Origin of the sequence: Streptococcus panodentis (assembly GCF_017884005.1) — a bacterium.
Classification (GTDB): domain Bacteria; phylum Bacillota; class Bacilli; order Lactobacillales; family Streptococcaceae; genus Streptococcus; species Streptococcus panodentis.
The window spans coordinates 74,321-92,195 of the sequence record NZ_QFAY01000001.1 but is presented as its reverse complement, the minus strand read 5'-3'; the positions used below and the strand labels follow the sequence as shown (position 1 = coordinate 92,195).

17 protein-coding genes and 2 pseudogenes are annotated in these 17,875 nt (G+C 47.1%); 6 read left to right on the top strand and 13 right to left on the bottom strand.

Annotated features, from left to right (window positions below; translation table 11 throughout):
- Window positions 1-36 precede the first annotated feature (36 nt).
- The 3 genes and pseudogenes from DHL47_RS00390 to DHL47_RS00380 all read right to left on the bottom strand — a co-directional run bounded on the left by DHL47_RS00390 (window position 37) and on the right by DHL47_RS00380 (window position 3,205).
- Window positions 37-952 (bottom strand): annotated as a pseudogene (locus tag DHL47_RS00390) (hypothetical protein).
- Between the two features lie 98 nt (window positions 953-1,050).
- Window positions 1,051-1,917 (bottom strand): homoserine kinase, encoded by an 867-nt coding sequence (thrB, locus tag DHL47_RS00385; protein ID WP_209550501.1) that lies wholly within the window; start codon window positions 1,915-1,917, stop codon window positions 1,051-1,053.
- A 1-nt stretch (window position 1,918) separates the two neighbouring features.
- Entirely contained in the window at window positions 1,919-3,205 is a 1,287-nt protein-coding gene (locus DHL47_RS00380; protein ID WP_209550500.1) for a homoserine dehydrogenase, read from the bottom strand.
- 251 nt (window positions 3,206-3,456) lie between these two features.
- On the opposite strand from DHL47_RS00380, the gene DHL47_RS00375 reads away from it, so the two are divergent.
- On the top strand, window positions 3,457-4,422 hold the full coding sequence (locus tag DHL47_RS00375; protein WP_209550499.1) for a polysaccharide deacetylase family protein: 966 nt from the start codon (window positions 3,457-3,459) through the stop codon (window positions 4,420-4,422).
- 407 nt (window positions 4,423-4,829) lie between these two features.
- Here DHL47_RS00375 and DHL47_RS00370 read toward each other — a convergent pair whose 3' ends face one another.
- The 8 genes and pseudogenes from DHL47_RS00370 to DHL47_RS00330 all read right to left on the bottom strand — a co-directional run bounded on the left by DHL47_RS00370 (window position 4,830) and on the right by DHL47_RS00330 (window position 12,801).
- Window positions 4,830-5,786 carry an ABC transporter permease gene (locus DHL47_RS00370; protein WP_209550498.1) on the bottom strand — a complete coding sequence of 319 codons (957 nt, stop codon included), beginning with the start codon at window positions 5,784-5,786 and terminating at the stop codon, window positions 4,830-4,832.
- Window position 5,787: 1 nt separating this feature from the next.
- Window positions 5,788-7,017 (bottom strand): annotated as a pseudogene (locus DHL47_RS13265) (ABC transporter permease); the annotation flags it as partial.
- Between the two features lie 64 nt (window positions 7,018-7,081).
- Complete coding sequence (locus DHL47_RS00355) at window positions 7,082-8,617, bottom strand: ABC transporter ATP-binding protein (RefSeq protein WP_209550497.1); 1,536 nt, start codon at window positions 8,615-8,617, stop codon at window positions 7,082-7,084.
- Window positions 8,618-8,750: 133 nt separating this feature from the next.
- Window positions 8,751-9,806 carry a BMP family lipoprotein gene (locus DHL47_RS00350; protein WP_128837181.1) on the bottom strand — a complete coding sequence of 352 codons (1,056 nt, stop codon included), beginning with the start codon at window positions 9,804-9,806 and terminating at the stop codon, window positions 8,751-8,753.
- A gap of 71 nt (window positions 9,807-9,877) precedes the next feature.
- Window positions 9,878-10,267 carry a cytidine deaminase gene (locus DHL47_RS00345; RefSeq protein WP_128837182.1) on the bottom strand — a complete coding sequence of 130 codons (390 nt, stop codon included), beginning with the start codon at window positions 10,265-10,267 and terminating at the stop codon, window positions 9,878-9,880.
- Window positions 10,254-10,916: a deoxyribose-phosphate aldolase gene (deoC, locus tag DHL47_RS00340; RefSeq protein ID WP_209550496.1), complete on the bottom strand. Its 663-nt coding sequence runs from the start codon at window positions 10,914-10,916 to the stop codon at window positions 10,254-10,256. The genes DHL47_RS00345 and deoC overlap by 14 nt, the downstream gene beginning before the upstream one ends.
- Window positions 10,917-10,933: 17 nt before the next feature.
- On the bottom strand, window positions 10,934-12,211 hold the full coding sequence (locus tag DHL47_RS00335) for a pyrimidine-nucleoside phosphorylase (protein WP_209550495.1): 1,278 nt from the start codon (window positions 12,209-12,211) through the stop codon (window positions 10,934-10,936).
- 2 nt (window positions 12,212-12,213) lie between these two features.
- Window positions 12,214-12,801 carry a class I SAM-dependent methyltransferase gene (locus DHL47_RS00330; protein WP_209550494.1) on the bottom strand — a complete coding sequence of 196 codons (588 nt, stop codon included), beginning with the start codon at window positions 12,799-12,801 and terminating at the stop codon, window positions 12,214-12,216.
- A gap of 93 nt (window positions 12,802-12,894) precedes the next feature.
- Between DHL47_RS00330 and coaA the strand changes: the two genes are divergently transcribed.
- From coaA to DHL47_RS00315, 3 genes are all read left to right on the top strand, one after another.
- The gene (gene coaA / locus DHL47_RS00325; protein ID WP_128837185.1) at window positions 12,895-13,815 is read left to right on the top strand and encodes a type I pantothenate kinase; all 921 of its coding nucleotides are present in this window, start codon (window positions 12,895-12,897) and stop codon (window positions 13,813-13,815) included.
- Window positions 13,816-13,882: 67 nt separating this feature from the next.
- Complete coding sequence (gene rpsT / locus DHL47_RS00320) at window positions 13,883-14,119, top strand: 30S ribosomal protein S20 (protein ID WP_001274000.1); 237 nt, start codon at window positions 13,883-13,885, stop codon at window positions 14,117-14,119.
- Between the two features lie 59 nt (window positions 14,120-14,178).
- Window positions 14,179-14,703 carry a DNA topology modulation protein gene (locus tag DHL47_RS00315; RefSeq protein WP_209550493.1) on the top strand — a complete coding sequence of 175 codons (525 nt, stop codon included), beginning with the start codon at window positions 14,179-14,181 and terminating at the stop codon, window positions 14,701-14,703.
- 1 nt (window position 14,704) lies between these two features.
- Here DHL47_RS00315 and DHL47_RS00310 read toward each other — a convergent pair whose 3' ends face one another.
- Entirely contained in the window at window positions 14,705-15,280 is a 576-nt protein-coding gene (locus tag DHL47_RS00310; protein WP_209550492.1) for a TetR/AcrR family transcriptional regulator, read from the bottom strand.
- 133 nt (window positions 15,281-15,413) lie between these two features.
- Here DHL47_RS00310 and DHL47_RS00305 point away from each other — a divergent pair, with 133 nt between their 5' ends.
- The gene (locus tag DHL47_RS00305) at window positions 15,414-16,256 is read left to right on the top strand and encodes a DegV family protein (RefSeq protein WP_209550491.1); all 843 of its coding nucleotides are present in this window, start codon (window positions 15,414-15,416) and stop codon (window positions 16,254-16,256) included.
- A gap of 120 nt (window positions 16,257-16,376) precedes the next feature.
- On the top strand, window positions 16,377-17,144 hold the full coding sequence (locus tag DHL47_RS00300; protein WP_209550490.1) for an XRE family transcriptional regulator: 768 nt from the start codon (window positions 16,377-16,379) through the stop codon (window positions 17,142-17,144).
- Between the two features lie 157 nt (window positions 17,145-17,301).
- Here DHL47_RS00300 and DHL47_RS00295 read toward each other — a convergent pair whose 3' ends face one another.
- Window positions 17,302-17,844, bottom strand: coding sequence for a hypothetical protein (locus DHL47_RS00295; protein WP_245335502.1), 543 nt, complete (start codon window positions 17,842-17,844; stop codon window positions 17,302-17,304).
- Between the last annotated feature and the right edge of the window lie 31 nt (window positions 17,845-17,875).

Below are 17,875 nucleotides of genomic sequence, written 5' to 3'. Positions count from 1 at the left end.
AAGAAAAAAAGCTGAGATGGTCAGCTTTTTCTGTTTTTATAATTTTCTTGTCACATAGCGCTGTGTCTGATGAGAGAGGGCACTGGAGATGCTTCCGAAAGCGCCGGCTCCGGTAAAGACATAGAGCAGGATGATGTTAAACCAGTAATTATCCGGGAACTGACCGCTGAAGATCATTTCATTGACAAATGTGAAAGCGTCAAATACATTGGCATCTGGATATTCTCGCAAAATCAGCAAGGCATAGTCCAGCTGATTTGCCCAAAAAATCACAATTATCATAAGGACAACACTGATGATGATACCGGTCCTAGATAGTTTCTTCCCCAGCAGCTCATAGCCCTTGATGGTACAGAAGCCCATGGCAAGCCCAGCAGCAAAAGCCACATAGCCCATCTGAGCAAGCAGCAGAATCAGCGCACCGCCAATCAAGCTTCCGATAAAGGCACCGACAATACCGCCCACGATATTTTCCTTTTGATTGTCATAAGTCTGATTATCCAGCGACAGACCTGAGCTGAGCTGGCTAAAGCTTTCCGGTGACAGAATGAGGAGATTGCCTCCCAGCTGATAGACATCAATCTGGCCCGTCTCGCCGCTTTGCTCGCAGACATTGCTAAAGCCGCGCTCTCTGAGGAAGGCCACGGCTTCCTGCACACCTTGGATGATATTTGCCTTGGTTTTCTCCTTGGTCATTCCTGCCTTGACAGAACAGGTCAGCTTATAATGATTGATCAGACTGCTGGTCAGGACCTTTGAATCCTTGGTCAGCTCCCTGAAAGCATCTGGTGACGAAAGAGCATCGCCTTCTCTAACGGAAAAACAAAGACGGTACTGTTTATTCTCAATATAAAGGGTGTAGCCGTCCTTCTGGCCGAAAAAGATCTGGCGAAGATTCATCAAACTGAAGGCCCAGCTCATCGGACCAAGCCTGCAGCTCAATCCGGTTCATAAAATACATATCCTCCTTAAGTACTAGAACTAGTATAACATACTTACTTCTAAAAAAAGATAGACCATAAAAAGAGCCGGCTGCCCAGCTCTTTGTGCTTATTTTTCCACGCGGACGCCCCGGCTGTCTACCTGAAGCTGGTAAACCTGACCGTTCAGCTTCTGCTCCTTGAGCAGGCGATAGATTTTCTCGGTTTTATGCTTAGGCGCCAGCACCATAACAGTCGGGCCCGCACCGGAAATATAGGTCGCATAAGATCCTTGCTTTCTGGCTAAAAACTTGATGTCAGAAAACTCCTTGATTAGAGGCTGGCGGTATTTCTCATGAAAGCGGTCTGACTCGATAGCCCGGCCGGCTGTTCGCATATCGCCTTTGAGCAGGGCAGCCACAGCCACATTGGCGATGGAGCTGGCGGCCACTGCTTCCTTGTAAGACAGGCGGTTGGGCAGAACCCGGCGGCTGTCAGCAGTCCTCAGCTCATAATTAGGGACATAAGCGATAAAACCAGCCTCCGGAAACTTGGAAACAACTGCAGAGACTTTGTTTTTAAAGGCGCTGGAAATAACCAAGTTGCCATAAATAGCTGGAGCAACATTGTCCGGGTGCCCCTCAATCTTGGTAGCGATTTTCAGCTTTTCATAGTTGGACAGATTGAGCTGGCCCAGCTGATTAGCCAGCTCAATTCCCGCTACGATAACCGAACTGGACGATCCCAGACCGCGGGCCAGCGGAATATCGCTGATCATTTTCAGGCGGTGCGGGCGGATATCCGGAGCCAGCTGCAGGGCAATCTTAATCAGCAAATTGCGGCTGTCTGTCGGGATTCTGGGATTGAGATCATGCTCAATGAGCCAATCTTCCCTTTCTTCCAGAAGCTCGATTTCCAGGTATTTGGAGACCGCCACCCCGACGGAATCAAAACCGGGACCGATATTGGCACTGGTTGCCGGTACGATAATTCTCATTTTAATCTCCTAATACTTTAAAGGTATTGAGCAATTCAAAGTCAGCTGCTTCCTTCAGCTGAGCGCTGACATGCTCCAGCTGGGTCTTGCTGACAGCATGCGTGATGATGACGACGCGTGCCTTTTCGCCGTCTGTGCCTTGCTGCAGGATTTGCTTAAAGGAGACATCTTCACTGTTAAAGATTTCTGCCAGACGCAGGACCTGTCCCTTGGAATCTGGAGCCAAAATAGAGAAATAATAGCTGCTCTTGACGTCCTGAGGCTGGGCCAGTATCAGCTCACGGCTGTATTCATTAAAGGCCTTGCCGATAGTTCCTTCGCTGAGACGGCGGGCAATACGGACAATATCTGCGACAACGCTGGTTGCAGTCGGTTTTTGTCCCGCTCCCGGTCCGTAGTACATTGACTCGCCGATGCCGATTGACTCAACGAATACGGCATTCATTACTCCATTAACACTGGCCAGCGGGTGCTCCTTGGGCAGAAAAGTAGGAGCCACTTCTGCTGCAATTCCTGACGGTGTTTCTTCGATAGAGCCGACCAGCTTCACCACATAGCCCAGCTCCTGAGCGACAGCCACATCTTCTGGCGTGATATTGCGAATCCCTTGATGACCGACATCTTCAAATGCGATATTCATCCCAAAGGCAAACTGGCTGAGAATGACCATTTTGTATGCTGCATCAATGCCGTCAACGTCATTGGTCGGATCGCTTTCTGCAAAGCCAAGGCGCTGCGCTTCCGCCAGAGCAGCATCATAGGACCAGCCCTCTTCCACCATCTTGGTCATCATGAAGTTAGACGTTCCGTTGACCACGCCGAGAACTCGGGTAATCTTATCAGAAGCCAGTGAATTGACCAAGGTCCGCAAGATTGGAATACCGCCGGCAACGGCCGCTTCATAGTAGAGAGCTGCCTTGTGCTGCTGAGCAGTCTCCAGCAGCTCTGTACCATGGACAGCCAGCAGGTCTTTATTGGCTGTCACAACGTGTTTGCCAGCTTCCAGAGCACGCGTGATAAAGGTTCTAGCCGGCTCAATCCGGCCCATCAGCTCAACAACAATGGTGATGGCATCATCATTTAAAATCTCATCAACATTGGTCACAAAGTTAAAATCATGGCCAGCTGCCAAAAGGCGCTCTTTTTCGGCATCGTCCTTGACCAGAATCTTGGCTACTTCAATCTCTGAATGGGCAGCCTGAACAATCTTTTCCTTATTTTCCTTGAGCAAAAACGGAACACCGCTGGCTACTGTTCCAAAACCAAGCAAAGCAATTTTAATAGACATGAGCAACTCCTTGAAAATTTCTTGTATAAAATATTATAACAGAATTATGCAAAAATGCCTACAAATCTATTTCTTTATTTGTTATAATATGAGTAATGTTCCGTCAGGGATATGTTTATACTCAGATAAATTCAAATAGATCAGCCCAGAGATTCTGAGACAGCATAGCTCAGCTTCTGATACGGCCTTTAGCAAAGAAGCAAGGATTTAAAAGAGTATGATTCTCACTATCTATTTTCAAAGGAGATATGATGCCAGGCAAACACAGTGGAAACCGTATACAGCGCCGCAAGGCCAGAAAAAGGGCAATGTTTCTGATAACGTTCAACACCCTCCTCTTCCTCGTTCTGATTGTCGGAGGCTTTCACCTCTTGACCCAACTCCAAAGCTCCCACAATCAAAATGAAGCAGACAAATCACAGACCAGTCAGGTCACTGCACCGTCAGACAGCGATGCCGCCCCTACCAGAGATAAGAAGGTCAGCACTTCTTCTGACGACAAGGAAAAGCTCAGCTGGGTCAAGCAGGACCAGCCTGTCCAAATCCCTATCCTGATGTACCATGCTATTCATGTTATGGACCCTTCCGAAGCTGCCAACTCCGGCTTAATCGTAGATCCAGCCACCTTTGAAAGCCAGCTTCAGGCCCTCAAGGAAGCCGGCTACTACACACTGACGCCTGAAGAAGCCTATAAAGCGCTGACGGAGAATGTGCTGCCGGAAAATAAAAAAGTCGTTTGGCTGACCTTTGACGACAGCCTAAAGGATTTCTATACCAACGCTTTCCCCCTGCTGCAAAAATATGGCATGAAAGCGACGAATAATGTGATTACCGGTTTCGTCCAAGCCGGCCGCGAAGATATGCTGACTCTGGATGAAATCAAAGAAATGAAAGACAAGGGCATGTCCTTTGAGGACCATACGGTCAATCATCCCGACCTGTCTGCTGCAGCATCTGAGCAGCAAACAACTGAACTGAAAGATTCCAAGGACTATTTAGATCAGAATCTCTCCCAATCAACTACTACCGTCGCTTACCCAGCAGGACGCTACAGCGACACTACCCTGCAGATTGCTGAGAGTTTGGGCTACAAAATGGGCCTGACAACCAACAATGGCCTGGCTTCTCTGTCAAATGGACTGCTGTCCCTCAACCGGGTCCGCGTCAATCCGACAACAACCGCCCAGGATCTGCTCAATGAAATCGCAGTCAACTAATTCTATTTACAAAGGCGGTGGGACAGACTCCCATGATGGCTGCGCCCTCACCCACAGAGGGATGGATCTTTTGGAAGATACCGTATAAGAACTCTTTTCTTAAACTGATATTCTATTTTACACTCGAACGAAAACCATCCGCAAATCAGGCGGCAGCGCACCTGTTCAGCATGTTCCAATCTAATATCGTCATTTAGTTTATCTTTTGTTACTTTGTTAGCTCGCCTTGCCGTACGCCAGTACTGTCTGCGACTCGCTGCCTTGTACTAAAAGCAAACTAAAAGACTATAAAAAAACGAATGAGGGGCGGTCAGAATCTTGTGACCGTCATGCTCATTCGTTTTTTGCTGATTCAAATCTTCATCATCAGGCTTTTTCAGTGAGCGCCCAAAGAACCGGCGCCGAGTTTATTTCGATTTGATATAATTGATTCCATCGGCCTTTGGTGCGACTGCCTTACCGAAGAAAGCAGCCAGAACGACGATCGTCAGAACATAAGGCGCAATCTGCAGATAGACTGTCGGTACTTTTGACAGGACCGGCAGCTGGTTGCCGATAACAGCCAAACTCTGAGAAGCCCCAAAGAACAGGCTGGCCAGCATGGCACCGATTGGACTCCATTTACCGAAAATCATCGCAGCAAGAGCAATAAAGCCCGGACCGACAATGGTCGTTACGGCAAAGTTGACGGAGATAGACTGGGCGTAAATAGCCCCGCCGATACCGCCGAGCAGACCGGAAATCATGACACCGCAGTAACGCATAAGGTAGACATTGATGCCGAGGGTATCTGCTGCCTGAGGATGCTCTCCGACTGAGCGCAGACGCAGCCCAAACTTAGTCTTAAACATGATAAACCAAGCAAGGAAGGAGAAAGCGATAGCCAGATAGCCCACCAGGCTGGTATTTTTGAAAAAGATGTCCCCAAGCACTGGGATGTCTGACAGGACCGGAAAATTAAATTTGCCAAATGAGCGCTGGATATTGTCCGTCTGCCCTTTGTTATAGATGGCCTTGACCAGAAAGACTGCCAGAGCCGGCGCCAGCAGATTCAGCACGGTCCCGCTGACCACATGGTCCGCCCGAAACTGAATCGTTGCTAAAGCGTGCAGCAGCGAAAAGAGGATACCGACCAAGCCGGCGGCAAGCAAGGACAGCCAAGGCGTCATGCTGCCAAAAGTCGGCTCAAAGGTCAAGTTAAAGACAACCCCAGTGAAAGCCCCCATCACCATAATGCCTTCCAAGCCGACATTAACAACACCGGAATGCTCAGAATAGGCGCCGCCGATACTTGTAAAAATCAGGGGAGCTGCATAAATCAACATGGACGATACTAACAGACTTAGTACAGTTACAATATTCATTCTAGTTTTCCCCCTTTACAGTTTTATTTGTTTTTCTGCTGTTCTGAAACCATTCAAAAACAGTTTTTCCCGTCAGGCGTTCAATGATATAGTGGGCACTGACAAAGAAGATAATAGAAGCTGTGACAATATTTACCAATTCAGTCGGTATCTGAGCGACATTCATCCCTGGTGCACCGACGCTCAGAACAGCGAAAAGAAAGGCAGCAAAAAGAATACCAATCGGTGAATTAGCCGCCAGCAGACTGACCGCCATGCCATTGAAACCGACGCTGAGAGAGCCTCCCTGAACAAAGACATTCTGGTAGGTCCCCAGTCCTTCCACTACTCCTCCGAGACCTGCAAGGGCCCCTGAGATAATCATTGAAAGGATAATCGTGCGCTTAGCTGACATTCCCGCATATTCGGAAGCATGAGGATTGAGACCGACTGAACGGATTTCAAAACCAAGCGTTGTCTTCTTAAGCAAATACCAGATAATGACCACGGCAATCAGTGCAAAGAAAATACCGATATTCATACGGGAATTGGAAGTCAGGCTCCGCAGCCAGTCTGTCTGATAGATGGCATTGGCGCCGACGCGCTTGCTGGAATCCACACTCTGCATGACAGATTTTGGAAACGCATCATGAATAATCGCATTGCCGACAAAAAGGACAATGTAGTTCATCATGATGGTCACGATAACCTCACTGGTCCCCAGATAGGCCCGTAAGATACCAGGAATGGCCCCGACGATACCACCGGCAGCCAAACCAATAAGAACGGTTGCAAAGATAACGAGGAAACGTTCAGGCAAGAATGAGATACACACTTGGAGCAAAGCAGCAACTACTGCGAAAGATAGGACAGCTGCAATAGCAGATAATCCATAAAGTTTACTATCGCCTTTCTCTTTTTTATCTTTTGCTTTGCTGTATAAAAAGAATTTTCTGCCAACATATATAGCAACAAAAAGAGCAATAGGCCAGCTAATCCAAGCAAATATATCTCGAGCTTTATCTTGGTATAAGAGCGCAAACCAGCCGGCCAGAATCCAGCCAGCCAAAGCCTGACCTGGAAGCCCGACATTGAAGAAACCTGCACGGCTGGCTACCGCAAATCCCAGGGCAATCAGGATCAGCGGCCCCATGGCACGAGAGATTTCTCCAAAACTTCTCAGAGAGCCAAAAGCCGTTTTAAAGAGGGACTCATAGCCCCAAATGGCATCATAGCCAAAGGCCCACATGACCAAAGCTCCTAGAAGGATTCCTAGAAGGACAGAAATCAAAGGAACCGCAATTTTCTGTGTTTTTTTAGACATTGGCATCTCCCTTCTTAAGCTTACCGCCAGCCATGAGAATCCCCAGCTCCTGCTTGTTGGTTTCTGCCGGCGTCACAATTCCCTGGATTTTACCGTCATGGATAACAGCAATTCTGTCAGAAACATTGAGAATTTCATCCAGCTCAAAGCTGACAAGCAAAACAGCCTTGCCTTTATCACGCTCTTCAATCAAACGCTTGTGGATATACTCAATCGCTCCCACATCAAGACCGCGGGTCGGCTGGCTGACAATCAGAAGATCTGGATTGCGATCCACTTCACGGGCAATAATAGCTTTCTGCTGGTTACCGCCTGAGAGCGCTGCTGCCGGCACATATTCGCTGGCAGCCCGTACGTCAAATTCTTCCATCAGCTTACGGGCATAGCTGTATATATTATTGTAGTTCAAAATACCGTTTTTGCTGAGCGGCTCCTTGTAGTAGGTCTGCAAAGCCATATTTTCAGAAATGGACATTTCCAGCACCAAACCATCACGATGGCGGTCTTCAGGCACATGGCTGACCTGCATTTCTGTAATCTTCCGAGGGGACAGACCGGCCACTTCTTTTCCTTTAATCTTGACACTGCCGGACTTAACCTTGCGAAGCCCTGTAATAGCCTGAATCAGCTCGCTTTGGCCGTTTCCGTCAATACCGGCAATACCGACAATCTCACCGGCACGGACATCCAGAGAAAGATTTTTAACAGCGGGGATATCGCGGTTCTCATGAACAACCAAATCCTGAATCTGCAGCACGATCTCCTTGGGCTGTGCTGCTTTCTTTTCAGTTGTAAATGAAACCGAGCGGCCCACCATCATTTCAGCCAAATCTTTATTTGTAGCGCCTGCAATCTCAACTGTCTCAATGGACTTGCCGCGGCGAATAACCGTAACCCGGTCGGATACGGCACGGATTTCATCCAGTTTATGGGTAATCAGAATGATAGATTTGCCTTCCTTGACCAGGTTTTTCATAATCTGCATCAATTCATCAATCTCCGCCGGAGTCAGTACCGCTGTCGGCTCATCAAAAATCAGGATATCAGCCCCACGATAAAGAGTCTTCAGGATTTCTGCACGCTGCTGGGCACCGACTGAAATGTCCTCTACTTTGGCAGAAGGATCAACAGCCAGACCGTACTTTTCAGAAAGTTCCTTGATTTCCTGAGCAGCCCGCTTTAAGTCTAAAACGCCATTTTTGGTCATCTCGCTGCCAAGAATGATATTTTCAGCCACAGTAAAGGCCTCGACCAGCATAAAATGCTGGTGAACCATGCCGATGCCGAGGGAGGCTGCCTTAGAAGGAGAATCCAGCTTGACTGTTTTGCCATTCACCTTAATCTCGCCGCTGCTTGGTTCCAGCAGACCTGCCAGCATATTCATCAAGGTTGACTTACCAGCACCATTTTCACCTAAAAGTGCATGAATTTCACCTTTGCGGAGTTCCAGATTGATTTTATCATTGGCGACAAAATCTCCGAAAATCTTGGTAATCTCACGCATTTCAATGACATTCTCATGTGTCATGGGAGTATTCCTTTCAAGAATTTAATTTTATTTCAATAAAACTTACTAGCTTTTCAGCTAGTAGGCTCTATTGAGACAAAAGCGTCTCAATCCTCAAAAGAAGCGACCCTAGAAGGTCGCTTCTTGAGTGGGTTTATTTTTCAGGAACAGTGATGCTGCCGTCAAGAATTTTCGCTTTCGCATCTTCTACAGCTTTTTTCGCATCTTCAGATAGGTTTGAAGTCGTCAGGTCAACGCCGCCGTCTTTCAGACCAAAAGTTGTTGTCTTGCCGCCTGGGAATTTGCCTTTGGCTGTTTCATTTGCAATATCTTGAACCGTTTTGCCAACTTGTTTCAGGCTGGAAGCCAGAACAAAGTTAGATTCTTTGCCGTCTTTAGATTTGTATTTTCCTTCGTCGGCCTGATCACGGTCAACGCCGATGACCCAAACTTTTTCGTCTTCGTTGCGTGTTTCGTTAAGAGACTTCGCTTCATTGAAGACACCAGCGCCGGTACCGCCTGCTACTTGATAAACAATATCTGCACCCGCAGCATATTGGGCAGCAGCGATTGTCTTTCCTTTGGCAGCGTCACCGAAGGAGCCGGCATAGTCAACCTGTACTTTGATTGAAGGGTCTACGGAATGGACACCTGCTTCAAAGCCTTTTTCAAAGCGAGTCAGAACAGCGCCTTCCATACCGCCTACAAAACCAACTTGTTTTGTCTTAGTTGTTTTGGCTGCAGCCACTCCGGCAAGGTAAGCAGACTCATTATCTGCAAACAGAGCAGAGGCTACATTAGACTGGTCTTTGATCTCATCATCAACGATAACATAGTTGATTTCGGCATTGTCCTTAGCAGCTGCTTCCAAAGCATCCCGCAGTGCAAAACCGATACCAAATACAAGTTTGTAGCCGTCTGTAGCAGCTTGGTTGAGGTTGTTGGCATATTGGGATTCGTCAGTTGACTGATAGTAGGTATAGCCATTGTCTTTTGAAAGACCGTTTTCTTTACCCCAAGCCTGCAAACCTTCCCATGCTGACTGGTTGAATGATTTGTCATCCACGCCGCCGGTATCGGTTACGATAGCAGCTTTCAAATCTGTTTTGGCATCTGAAGAATCTGAACGAGATGCGCGGTTTCCACATGCAGCAAGTCCGACTGCTGCGACAGTTACTAGACCGAGACCTAGCCATTGTTTCTTGTTCATTTCTGAACCTCCTAAATAAGATGTGCAACACAGTTGCAAGTTTGAGTTTGGTCAACTGACCGGCAACAGATTTAGTTCAAATCTGTGAAAGAGTATGGAAGTAACTCCCCGACCGTCATCACGACCGTCGATTTATCTTTAGCGACCAAGGTCACCTTTAAATCCTTAGCAAAAAATTCCGCCATCACCTGACGGCAGGCACCGCAGGGTGAAACAGGCTTTTCCGTTTCCCCATAGACAACCAGCTCTTCAAAGTCCAAGACTCCTTCGGAAACTGCCTTAAAAATGGCTGTCCGCTCACCGCAGTTGGTCAGGCCGAAACTGGCATTTTCGATATTGACGCCGGTAAAGACCCGGCCGTCCTTAGCCAGCAATACCGCCCCAATCGGAAAGTGAGAATAGGGGACATAGGCTTTCCTGCTGGTTTCGACAGCTAAATCAATCAAGTCAGTAGTCGCCACTGGCCTCTTCTCCCTTCATAATCGCTACACCTGCCGATGTACCGATACGAGTTGCGCCGGCCTCAATAAAGGCCTGAGCATCCTCGTAAGAACGGGCACCGCCAGAGGCTTTGACCCCCATATCAGGACCGACTGTTTGACGCATCAGAGCAACATCAGCTACCGTCGCCCCGCCGCTGGAAAAGCCGGTTGAGGTTTTGACAAAATCCGCCCCTGCTTTTTGAGCCAGCTGGCAGGCTTTGACTTTCTCCTCATCCGTCAGCAGGCAGGTCTCCAGAATCACCTTGACCAAGGTTCCGTCAGCAGCTTCCACAACCGCTCGAATATCCTGCTCTACCAAATCGTAATCCTGAGATTTGAGAGCGCCTACATTGATAACCATATCCACTTCAGCAGCTCCCTTTCGGATAGCATCCTTGGTTTCAAACGCTTTAACCTCAGAAGTATTGGCTCCCAAAGGAAAGCCAATCGGAACGCAGACCTTGACATCTGAACCCTTGAGCTGCTCAGCTGCAAAAGCAGTCCAAGCTGGATTGACACAGATACTGGCAAAGTCATAGCTCTTTGCTTCTTCTATTAATTTCACAATCTGCTCTTTTGTTGCATCTGGTTTTAAGAGCGTGTGATCGATGTATTGATTTAATTTCATAATGGTTCTCCTTCAAGCTAAGCGATGATTTCAATAATCTCGCTCACTTTTACGGCCTCGTTACTTATTTTAACATTTTTTTTGAAATCTGTAACTAGTTCTTGTGAAATTTTTTGATTGGCATAAATTTTGGCAAGAACCTGTCCAGCCCTGACTCTGTCGCCGACTTTTTTCTCGAAGACAAGACCGGTTTCATAGTCTAAGCTGTCCGTCTTCACAGCCCGGCCGGCTCCCAGCCGCATGGCAAAGAGACCGAACTCCATAGCTGGCAGTTCCGTGATGTAACCATCCTGATCGGCTGTTACTTCTAGGACATAGGCTGCGCTGGATGGCCGATAGAGGTCTTCCAAGTCACCGCCCTGAGCTGCAATCATAGCCTCAAATTTCTCAAGAGCAGAGCCGTCTGTCAGATGCTGACGGACTTCTTCTGCTGTCTTCTCCACATCTGCCAGAGAGAGCATGATTTGCGCCAGCTCACAGATGAAGACCGTAATATCCTCCCGGCCCTGACCCTGCAGAATAGCCAGAGCTTCTAAAATCTCCAGACGGTTGCCGATACTGGTCCCCAGAGGCTGGCTCATATCGGTGATGACTGCTGTAGTCTTACGGCCGACCGCCTTGCCCAAGTCCACCATGGTTTGCGCCAAGCGGCGGGCATCGGCCAGATTCTTCATAAAGGCCCCTTCGCCTACTGTCACATCCAGCAGGATACTGTCGGCTCCGGCAGCGATTTTCTTGCTCATGACCGAGCTGGCAATGAGGGGAATCGTGTCCACAGTTGCCGTCACATCCCGCAGGGCATAGAGCAGCTTGTCAGCCCGCACCAGCTGGTCTGACTGACCGATAACAGACAGTTCGATGTCCTGTACCTGCTGGATAAACTCTTCCTGACTGCGCTCCACCTGAAAGCCTTTGATGGATTCTAACTTATCAATCGTTCCGCCGGTATGTCCCAGACCGCGACCGCTCATCTTGGCCACTGGCACACCGAAACTGGCCACCAGCGGCACCAAGACCAGTGTCACCTTGTCGCCGACACCGCCGGTCGAATGCTTATCTACCTTAACACCCGCAATTTCTGACAGATCAAACTGCTGACCTGTTCCGACCATGGTCATGGTTAAATCGGAGATTTCCCGGGTGGTCATGCCCTTGAAATAGACTGCCATTGCAAAGGCCGACATTTGATAATCCGGCACCGTACCTGCTGTATAGCCTTCAATCAGCCACTGAATCTCCTGACTGGTCAGTTCCAATCCGTCACGCTTTTTCTGAATAATATCCACTGCTCGCATAGTTACTTCTCACTTCTAAGGATATAGTATCCCTTATTTTTCTTTAGAATCTGACAGTTGCCAAAGACCTCTTCCATTTTGGCTTTGGCGCTGGGAGCGCCCTGCTTTTTTTGGATGACAATGGTCAAATCGCCGCCTTCTTTCAAATGGCGGCTGCTGCCGGAAATCACCTCATGCACCACCTGCTTGCCGGCTCGGATGGGCGGATTGCTGATGATGTGGTCAAAATGTCCCTCTACCTTTTCATAGATATTGGACTGGAAAATCTGAGCAGAAATGTGGTTGGCTTCCGCATTTTTCCGGGTCAGTTCCAAGGCACGGCTGTTGATGTCCAGCAGACTGGCCTTGACGGCCTGAGCCTTGACCAAGGTCAGCCCCAGCGCTCCGTAACCGCACCCTACATCCAAAACACTGGCCCCCGGCTTAAAATCCAGAGCAGACAAAAGGACCTGACTGCCGTAATCAATCATCTTTTTACTAAAGACTCCGGCATCGGTCAGAAAAGTCATCTCCTGTCCTAAGAGCTTCACTCTCAGTTTATGTATGTCGTGCTCAGCATCGGGATTTTCTGCAAAATACATTTTACTCATAAAACTATTTTATCATATTTCAGCGGTGCTTGTAAATCGTTTACAATTCCTAAAAAAATATGATATACTAAAAAGCACAAATAGGAGTAACTTATGACCAACGAATTTCTTCACTTTGAAAAAATCAGCCGCCATACCTGGCAGAACCTGCACCGCAAGACCACACCGCCGCTGACGGAAGAAGAGCTGAATTCAATCAAGAGTTTCAACGACAAAATCAGCCTGCAGGATGTGACGGATGTCTACCTGCCCCTGACCCATCTGATTCAGATTTACAAACGTTCCAAAGAAGACCTAGCCTTTTCCAAGGGTATTTTTTTGCAGAAGGAAAGCCGGAAGCAGCCTTTTATCATCGGAGTTTCCGGCAGTGTGGCCGTCGGAAAGTCCACAACCAGCCGGCTTCTGCAGATCCTGCTGTCACGGACCTTTTCCAATGCCACAGTTGAGCTGGTCACGACAGATGGTTTCTTGCTGCCTAACCAAACCTTGGAAGCAAATGGGATTTTAAACCGCAAAGGATTTCCCGAAAGCTATGATATGGAACTGCTGCTCAATTTTCTGGACAGCATCAAAAACGGTCAGGATTTCGAAATTCCTGTGTACTCACATGAAATCTACGACATCGTCCCCCAGCAAAAGCAAAAGGTGAGAGCAGCCGACTTTGTCATCGTCGAAGGCATCAATGTCTTTCAGAATCCTCAAAATGAGCGACTCTACATGACCGACTTTTTTGATTTTTCCATCTATGTGGACGCGGAAGTGGCCAATATCGAAAGCTGGTATCTGGATCGCTTCAAAAAACTCCTGACGCTGGCCGAGGACGACTCAAGCAACTACTACCACCGCTTCACCACCCAGCCTGAGCAGGAGGTGATGGCCTTTGCTCAAAACATCTGGAAGACCATCAATCTGGTCAACCTGCTGGACTATATCGAACCGACCCGCAATCGGGCAGAAATCATTCTGCACAAGGCCGGAAATCACGAAATTGATGAAATTTATCTGAAAAAATAAAAAAGCTTGTCAAATCCTAACTTTTCATATATAATGAGATAGTTAGATTACAATGGAGGTGAAAAACTTGGCAAACATTAAATCAGCTATCAAACGCGCTGAACTCAACGTTAAACAAAACGAAAAAAACTCAGCTCAAAAATCAGCTATGCGTACTGCTATCAAAGCTTTTGAAGCAAACCCATCTGAAGAACTTTTCCGCGCTGCCAGCTCAGCTATCGACAAAGCAGAAACTAAAGGTTTGATTCACAAAAACAAAGCAAGCCGCGATAAAGCACGCCTTTCAGCTAAACTTGCTAAATAAGGCAGACAAAGGGAGCTCTTAGGAGCTTTTTTTGTGCTTTTATTCAAGAAAGGATCCCAATGAAAATCGCTATCATCGGCTATTCTGGTTCTGGGAAGTCCACTTTAGCAACACAACTGTCCCACTACTGCTCCATTCCCAAACTTCACATGGATACATTGCAATTCCAACCTGGATGGAAGGATAGTGACCGCGACTGGATGAGAGAACAGATGGATCATTTTCTGTCAAAAAACACCAGCTGGGTTATTGACGGCAACTACTCCTGGTGTTTGTATGAGCGGCGGATGGAGGAAGCTGACCAAATTATCTTCATGAACTTTTCCCGCTGGAATTGTCTCTGCCGGGCTTTTAAGCGCTACCTCAAATACCGTAATAAGGTCCGAGAAAGTATGGCCCCAGGCTGCCCTGAACGGTTTGACTGGGAGTTTATCCGCTGGATCCTCTGGGACGGACGGCGTCAGACAGCGCTGGCAAGATATGAGCGAATCCGACAAACCTTTCCTCAAAAATTCTACGAACTAAAAAATCAGAGAGAGCTGACAGCTTTCCAAAAGGACCTAAAAACAAGCGAATCAGACTGACTCACTTGTTTTTCTTTTTCTGAGGAAAGAGCGGCATGCCTAGGGAGGCGATCTTTTCTGCCGGCACCTTCATGCCGTCCTTAATCCACTTGGACAGCACGGAGACAACCGCTGAAGACCAGAAAGAATTCATGTAGGAATTGGCTGTTTTCTTGGTATTATGGCTGCGCTTTTCCAGAAAGTCAAAGACAGCCTGCGTCAGGAGTTTTTCAAAATTATAGTCAATGGCTAAGCTGATTACTCGGGCTTCTTTTTTGGCTTCCTTAAAAAGAAAAAGCCAAATCTGGTACATTTCCGTCTTAAAATTAAACTCTTCCAGTTTGTCAGTGATGCCTTGGACCGTATTCCGAAATATTTCTTCCAAAATCTGCTCTTTGGATGTGTAATTGCGGTAAAAAGCAGCTCGGGAAACACCAGCCCGCTCCACCAGCTCCGAAATGGTTATTTTCTTTAACTCTTTCTTTTCCAGCAGCTGCATCAGGGAAATTTCCAAAGACTCTCTGGTAATTTGGTTGGATTCCTGATTGTATTTTCTTAAATTGGCCAGCGATTTTTCTGATATTTTCTTTTCCGACATAACAATTGCTTCTCTCCTGTATCGGCTGACAGTTTCCGCTTCTTCATCAGCTTTCTTCATGTTATAATTGTAAAAAAAGACAGGCTTTTTGTCAATTTTTTACAATAAATACTTGGCAATAAAGGAGAAAAAGATGACGTGGAAAATTGTCGCCGATTCCGGCTGTGATTACCGGCAAATCGCTGAATTAGCACAAGAGACAGCCTTTGAGAGTGTGCCCTTAACACTTCAGGTGGGAAATGAGATTTTTGTAGATGATGAAAAGCTCAATATCGACCTCCTGATGGAAAAGATGTATGCTGCTTCGGCGGCTTCCAAATCCGCCTGCCCCAGCCCGGACGATTATCTCAGAAGCTTTGAGGGAGCTGATCATATCTTTGTCGTGACCATCACCGGTACCCTCTCTGGCAGCCACAACAGCGCTCAGGTAGCTAAAAAAATCTTTCTGGAAGAGCATCCTGATGCCAAGATTCACATTATTGACAGCCTTTCTGCTGGGGGCGAGATTGATTTGCTGGTCATCAAGCTCAATGATTTGATCAAGCAGGACCTCAGCTTTGAGGAAATCGCCGAAGTGATGACTCGCTATCAGGAAAAAACCAAACTTCTCTTTGTACTGGCCAAGGTGGACAATCTGGTCAAGAACGGCCGGCTCAATAAACTGCTGGGAGCAGTTGTCGGACTCCTTAATATCCGTATGGTGGGGGAAGCCAGTCCGACTGGTACCTTAGAGCTGCTGCAAAAAGCCCGCGGTCCTAAAAAAGCTCTCACTGCTGCTATCGACGAATTGCTGAAAGGCGGCTACAAGGGCGGACGAATCATTATGGCCCATCGCAGCAATGAAAAATTCTGCCAGCAATTTGCAGAAACTGTCCGGAAAACATTCCCCCAGGCTGCTATTGAGATCATCCCGACCTCCGGCCTCTGCAGCTTCTACGCTGAAGAAGGCGGCATTTTGATGGGCTATGAGATTTGATTTGATTGCAACTAAATTTTTAAAGTATAAAAAGTAAAGGATTAGGCTAAAAATTTGCTCTAATCCTTTACTTTTTCGATTTAATTCGCTATAATAAAGACAAGTAAAGGAGTTGATACCATGGCCAGAGGAAGAGGGGCATCAAGCCCTCAGGATAAGGAAGCAATGCTTCAGATTTCCAAGACATTGAAGGACCTGCTCAAGGAACAGGGGAAAAAACAGGTTGAGCTGTCACGCGAAACCGGTATTCCAGCCAGCACTATTACAGGCTATATCAAGGGCAGCTCTCTGCCGGTTGCTGCCAATTTGAAAAAAATAGCGGCTTTTTTCGGTGTGGCAGTGGAAGACATCGATCCCCGCTACCGTCTGATTGCAGACATTCCTCAGCAGTTCCCCGAATTAAATCGAATTTATCAGCAGCTGAGCCAGGACCAGCAAGAAGAAGTTCTCAAACTAGCTGAAAAGAAAGTTCAGGAGAAAGAGCAAAAAGAAGGCTTCAAGGACTCCTACTTCCCCTATCTGGTCTATGAAAACTACTACATTTCCCAGCATAAAAAAGAGCAGGCGGACCTTGTCTGGCTGGATAGGGAGATTGATTATGACATCGCTCTTTGGGTGCGGACGGATTCACTGGAGCCTAAATCCCCCCGAGGTTCCGTTGCTCTGATTAAAGAGACCCACTTTGAACTGGCTGGCGCCATTTATGCCATCGACTACGATGGACAAACCATTATCAAGAAAGTTTTCAATGATCCAGCTGGCATCCGCCTGATTTCCCTTAATAAGAAATACAGCGATAAATTTATCCCCCATGAAGAAGAACCCAAGCTCATCGGCCGAGTCACGGCAACCTTTATGCCGCTGGAATTGGAGGAAAAGAAAAAATAAAAGTTCTGCAGCAAATGGCAGAACTTTTATTTGTAGAGAAATGATGAAAATACACACTAGACAGGACACAAGCCGCAGATAGATGACATAGTCCAACTCACCAATTCCAAATAATCAAACGGAAACTCCTTGCTGTAATCACCTTTTATGTATAATTTCATTCGTCCTCATCGTCATAAACGCGTTCGCCGTGAATGGCTATGTACTCCTCCCATCCCTTATGCAATTCATCCCAAAGCGGTTCATCTACCGCCTCCATAACCTCTAGTTCCTCCAAACTAATATCGACCGCTTCATCGTAGGTCAAATGCAGCAGGTCTGCATGTTTTGCTTTAAATTCTTCAATGCTCAGCCAAGTTTCTTTGTCGTCTTCGCTGATTTGACCGTCTATTGCAGTCGCCACTTCGATTACCATAATATACATGGCGCGCTTATCAACCGTTAGAATATCCTTATGAGTCGTGATGATTCGCAGATAGTCTCCTTTTTCCCGCCCATCGCTTTCATAGGAATCTTCGAAGTCCATTGTTAAATTCTCAAATTCCAATGTCTTCCAAGGGTTTATATTTTTATCAAAATTTGCACTCTCCCAACGTTCATCATTGTATTTAAATTTATCCAACCGTAAATTTAAATGCAAATCTTCATCCCAAGCATAGGAAAAATCGAGTTCAATCCCTTTTCGCTCTTTGAACCACATCTTTTGAGCTATTTTTTTAAACTCATCATAA

Excerpts from the sequence above, each read along its gene's own strand:
- thrB (WP_209550501.1), bottom strand. The coding sequence starts at position 1,917 with ATGAGAATTATCGTACCGGCAACCAGTGCCAATATCGGTCCCGGTTTT.
- DHL47_RS00380 (WP_209550500.1), bottom strand. The coding sequence starts at position 3,205 with ATGTCTATTAAAATTGCTTTGCTTGGTTTTGGAACAGTAGCCAGCGGT.
- DHL47_RS00375 (WP_209550499.1), top strand. The coding sequence starts at position 3,457 with ATGCCAGGCAAACACAGTGGAAACCGTATACAGCGCCGCAAGGCCAGA.
- DHL47_RS00370 (WP_209550498.1), bottom strand. The coding sequence starts at position 5,786 with ATGAATATTGTAACTGTACTAAGTCTGTTAGTATCGTCCATGTTGATT.
- DHL47_RS00355 (WP_209550497.1), bottom strand. The coding sequence starts at position 8,617 with ATGACACATGAGAATGTCATTGAAATGCGTGAGATTACCAAGATTTTC.
- DHL47_RS00350 (WP_128837181.1), bottom strand. The coding sequence starts at position 9,806 with ATGAACAAGAAACAATGGCTAGGTCTCGGTCTAGTAACTGTCGCAGCA.
- deoC (WP_209550496.1), bottom strand. The coding sequence starts at position 10,916 with ATGAAATTAAATCAATACATCGATCACACGCTCTTAAAACCAGATGCA.
- DHL47_RS00335 (WP_209550495.1), bottom strand. The coding sequence starts at position 12,211 with ATGCGAGCAGTGGATATTATTCAGAAAAAGCGTGACGGATTGGAACTG.
- DHL47_RS00330 (WP_209550494.1), bottom strand. The coding sequence starts at position 12,801 with ATGAGTAAAATGTATTTTGCAGAAAATCCCGATGCTGAGCACGACATA.
- coaA (WP_128837185.1), top strand. The coding sequence starts at position 12,895 with ATGACCAACGAATTTCTTCACTTTGAAAAAATCAGCCGCCATACCTGG.
- DHL47_RS00315 (WP_209550493.1), top strand. The coding sequence starts at position 14,179 with ATGAAAATCGCTATCATCGGCTATTCTGGTTCTGGGAAGTCCACTTTA.
- DHL47_RS00310 (WP_209550492.1), bottom strand. The coding sequence starts at position 15,280 with ATGTCGGAAAAGAAAATATCAGAAAAATCGCTGGCCAATTTAAGAAAA.
- DHL47_RS00305 (WP_209550491.1), top strand. The coding sequence starts at position 15,414 with ATGACGTGGAAAATTGTCGCCGATTCCGGCTGTGATTACCGGCAAATC.
- DHL47_RS00300 (WP_209550490.1), top strand. The coding sequence starts at position 16,377 with ATGGCCAGAGGAAGAGGGGCATCAAGCCCTCAGGATAAGGAAGCAATG.
- DHL47_RS00295 (WP_245335502.1), bottom strand. The coding sequence starts at position 17,844 with ATGTGGTTCAAAGAGCGAAAAGGGATTGAACTCGATTTTTCCTATGCT.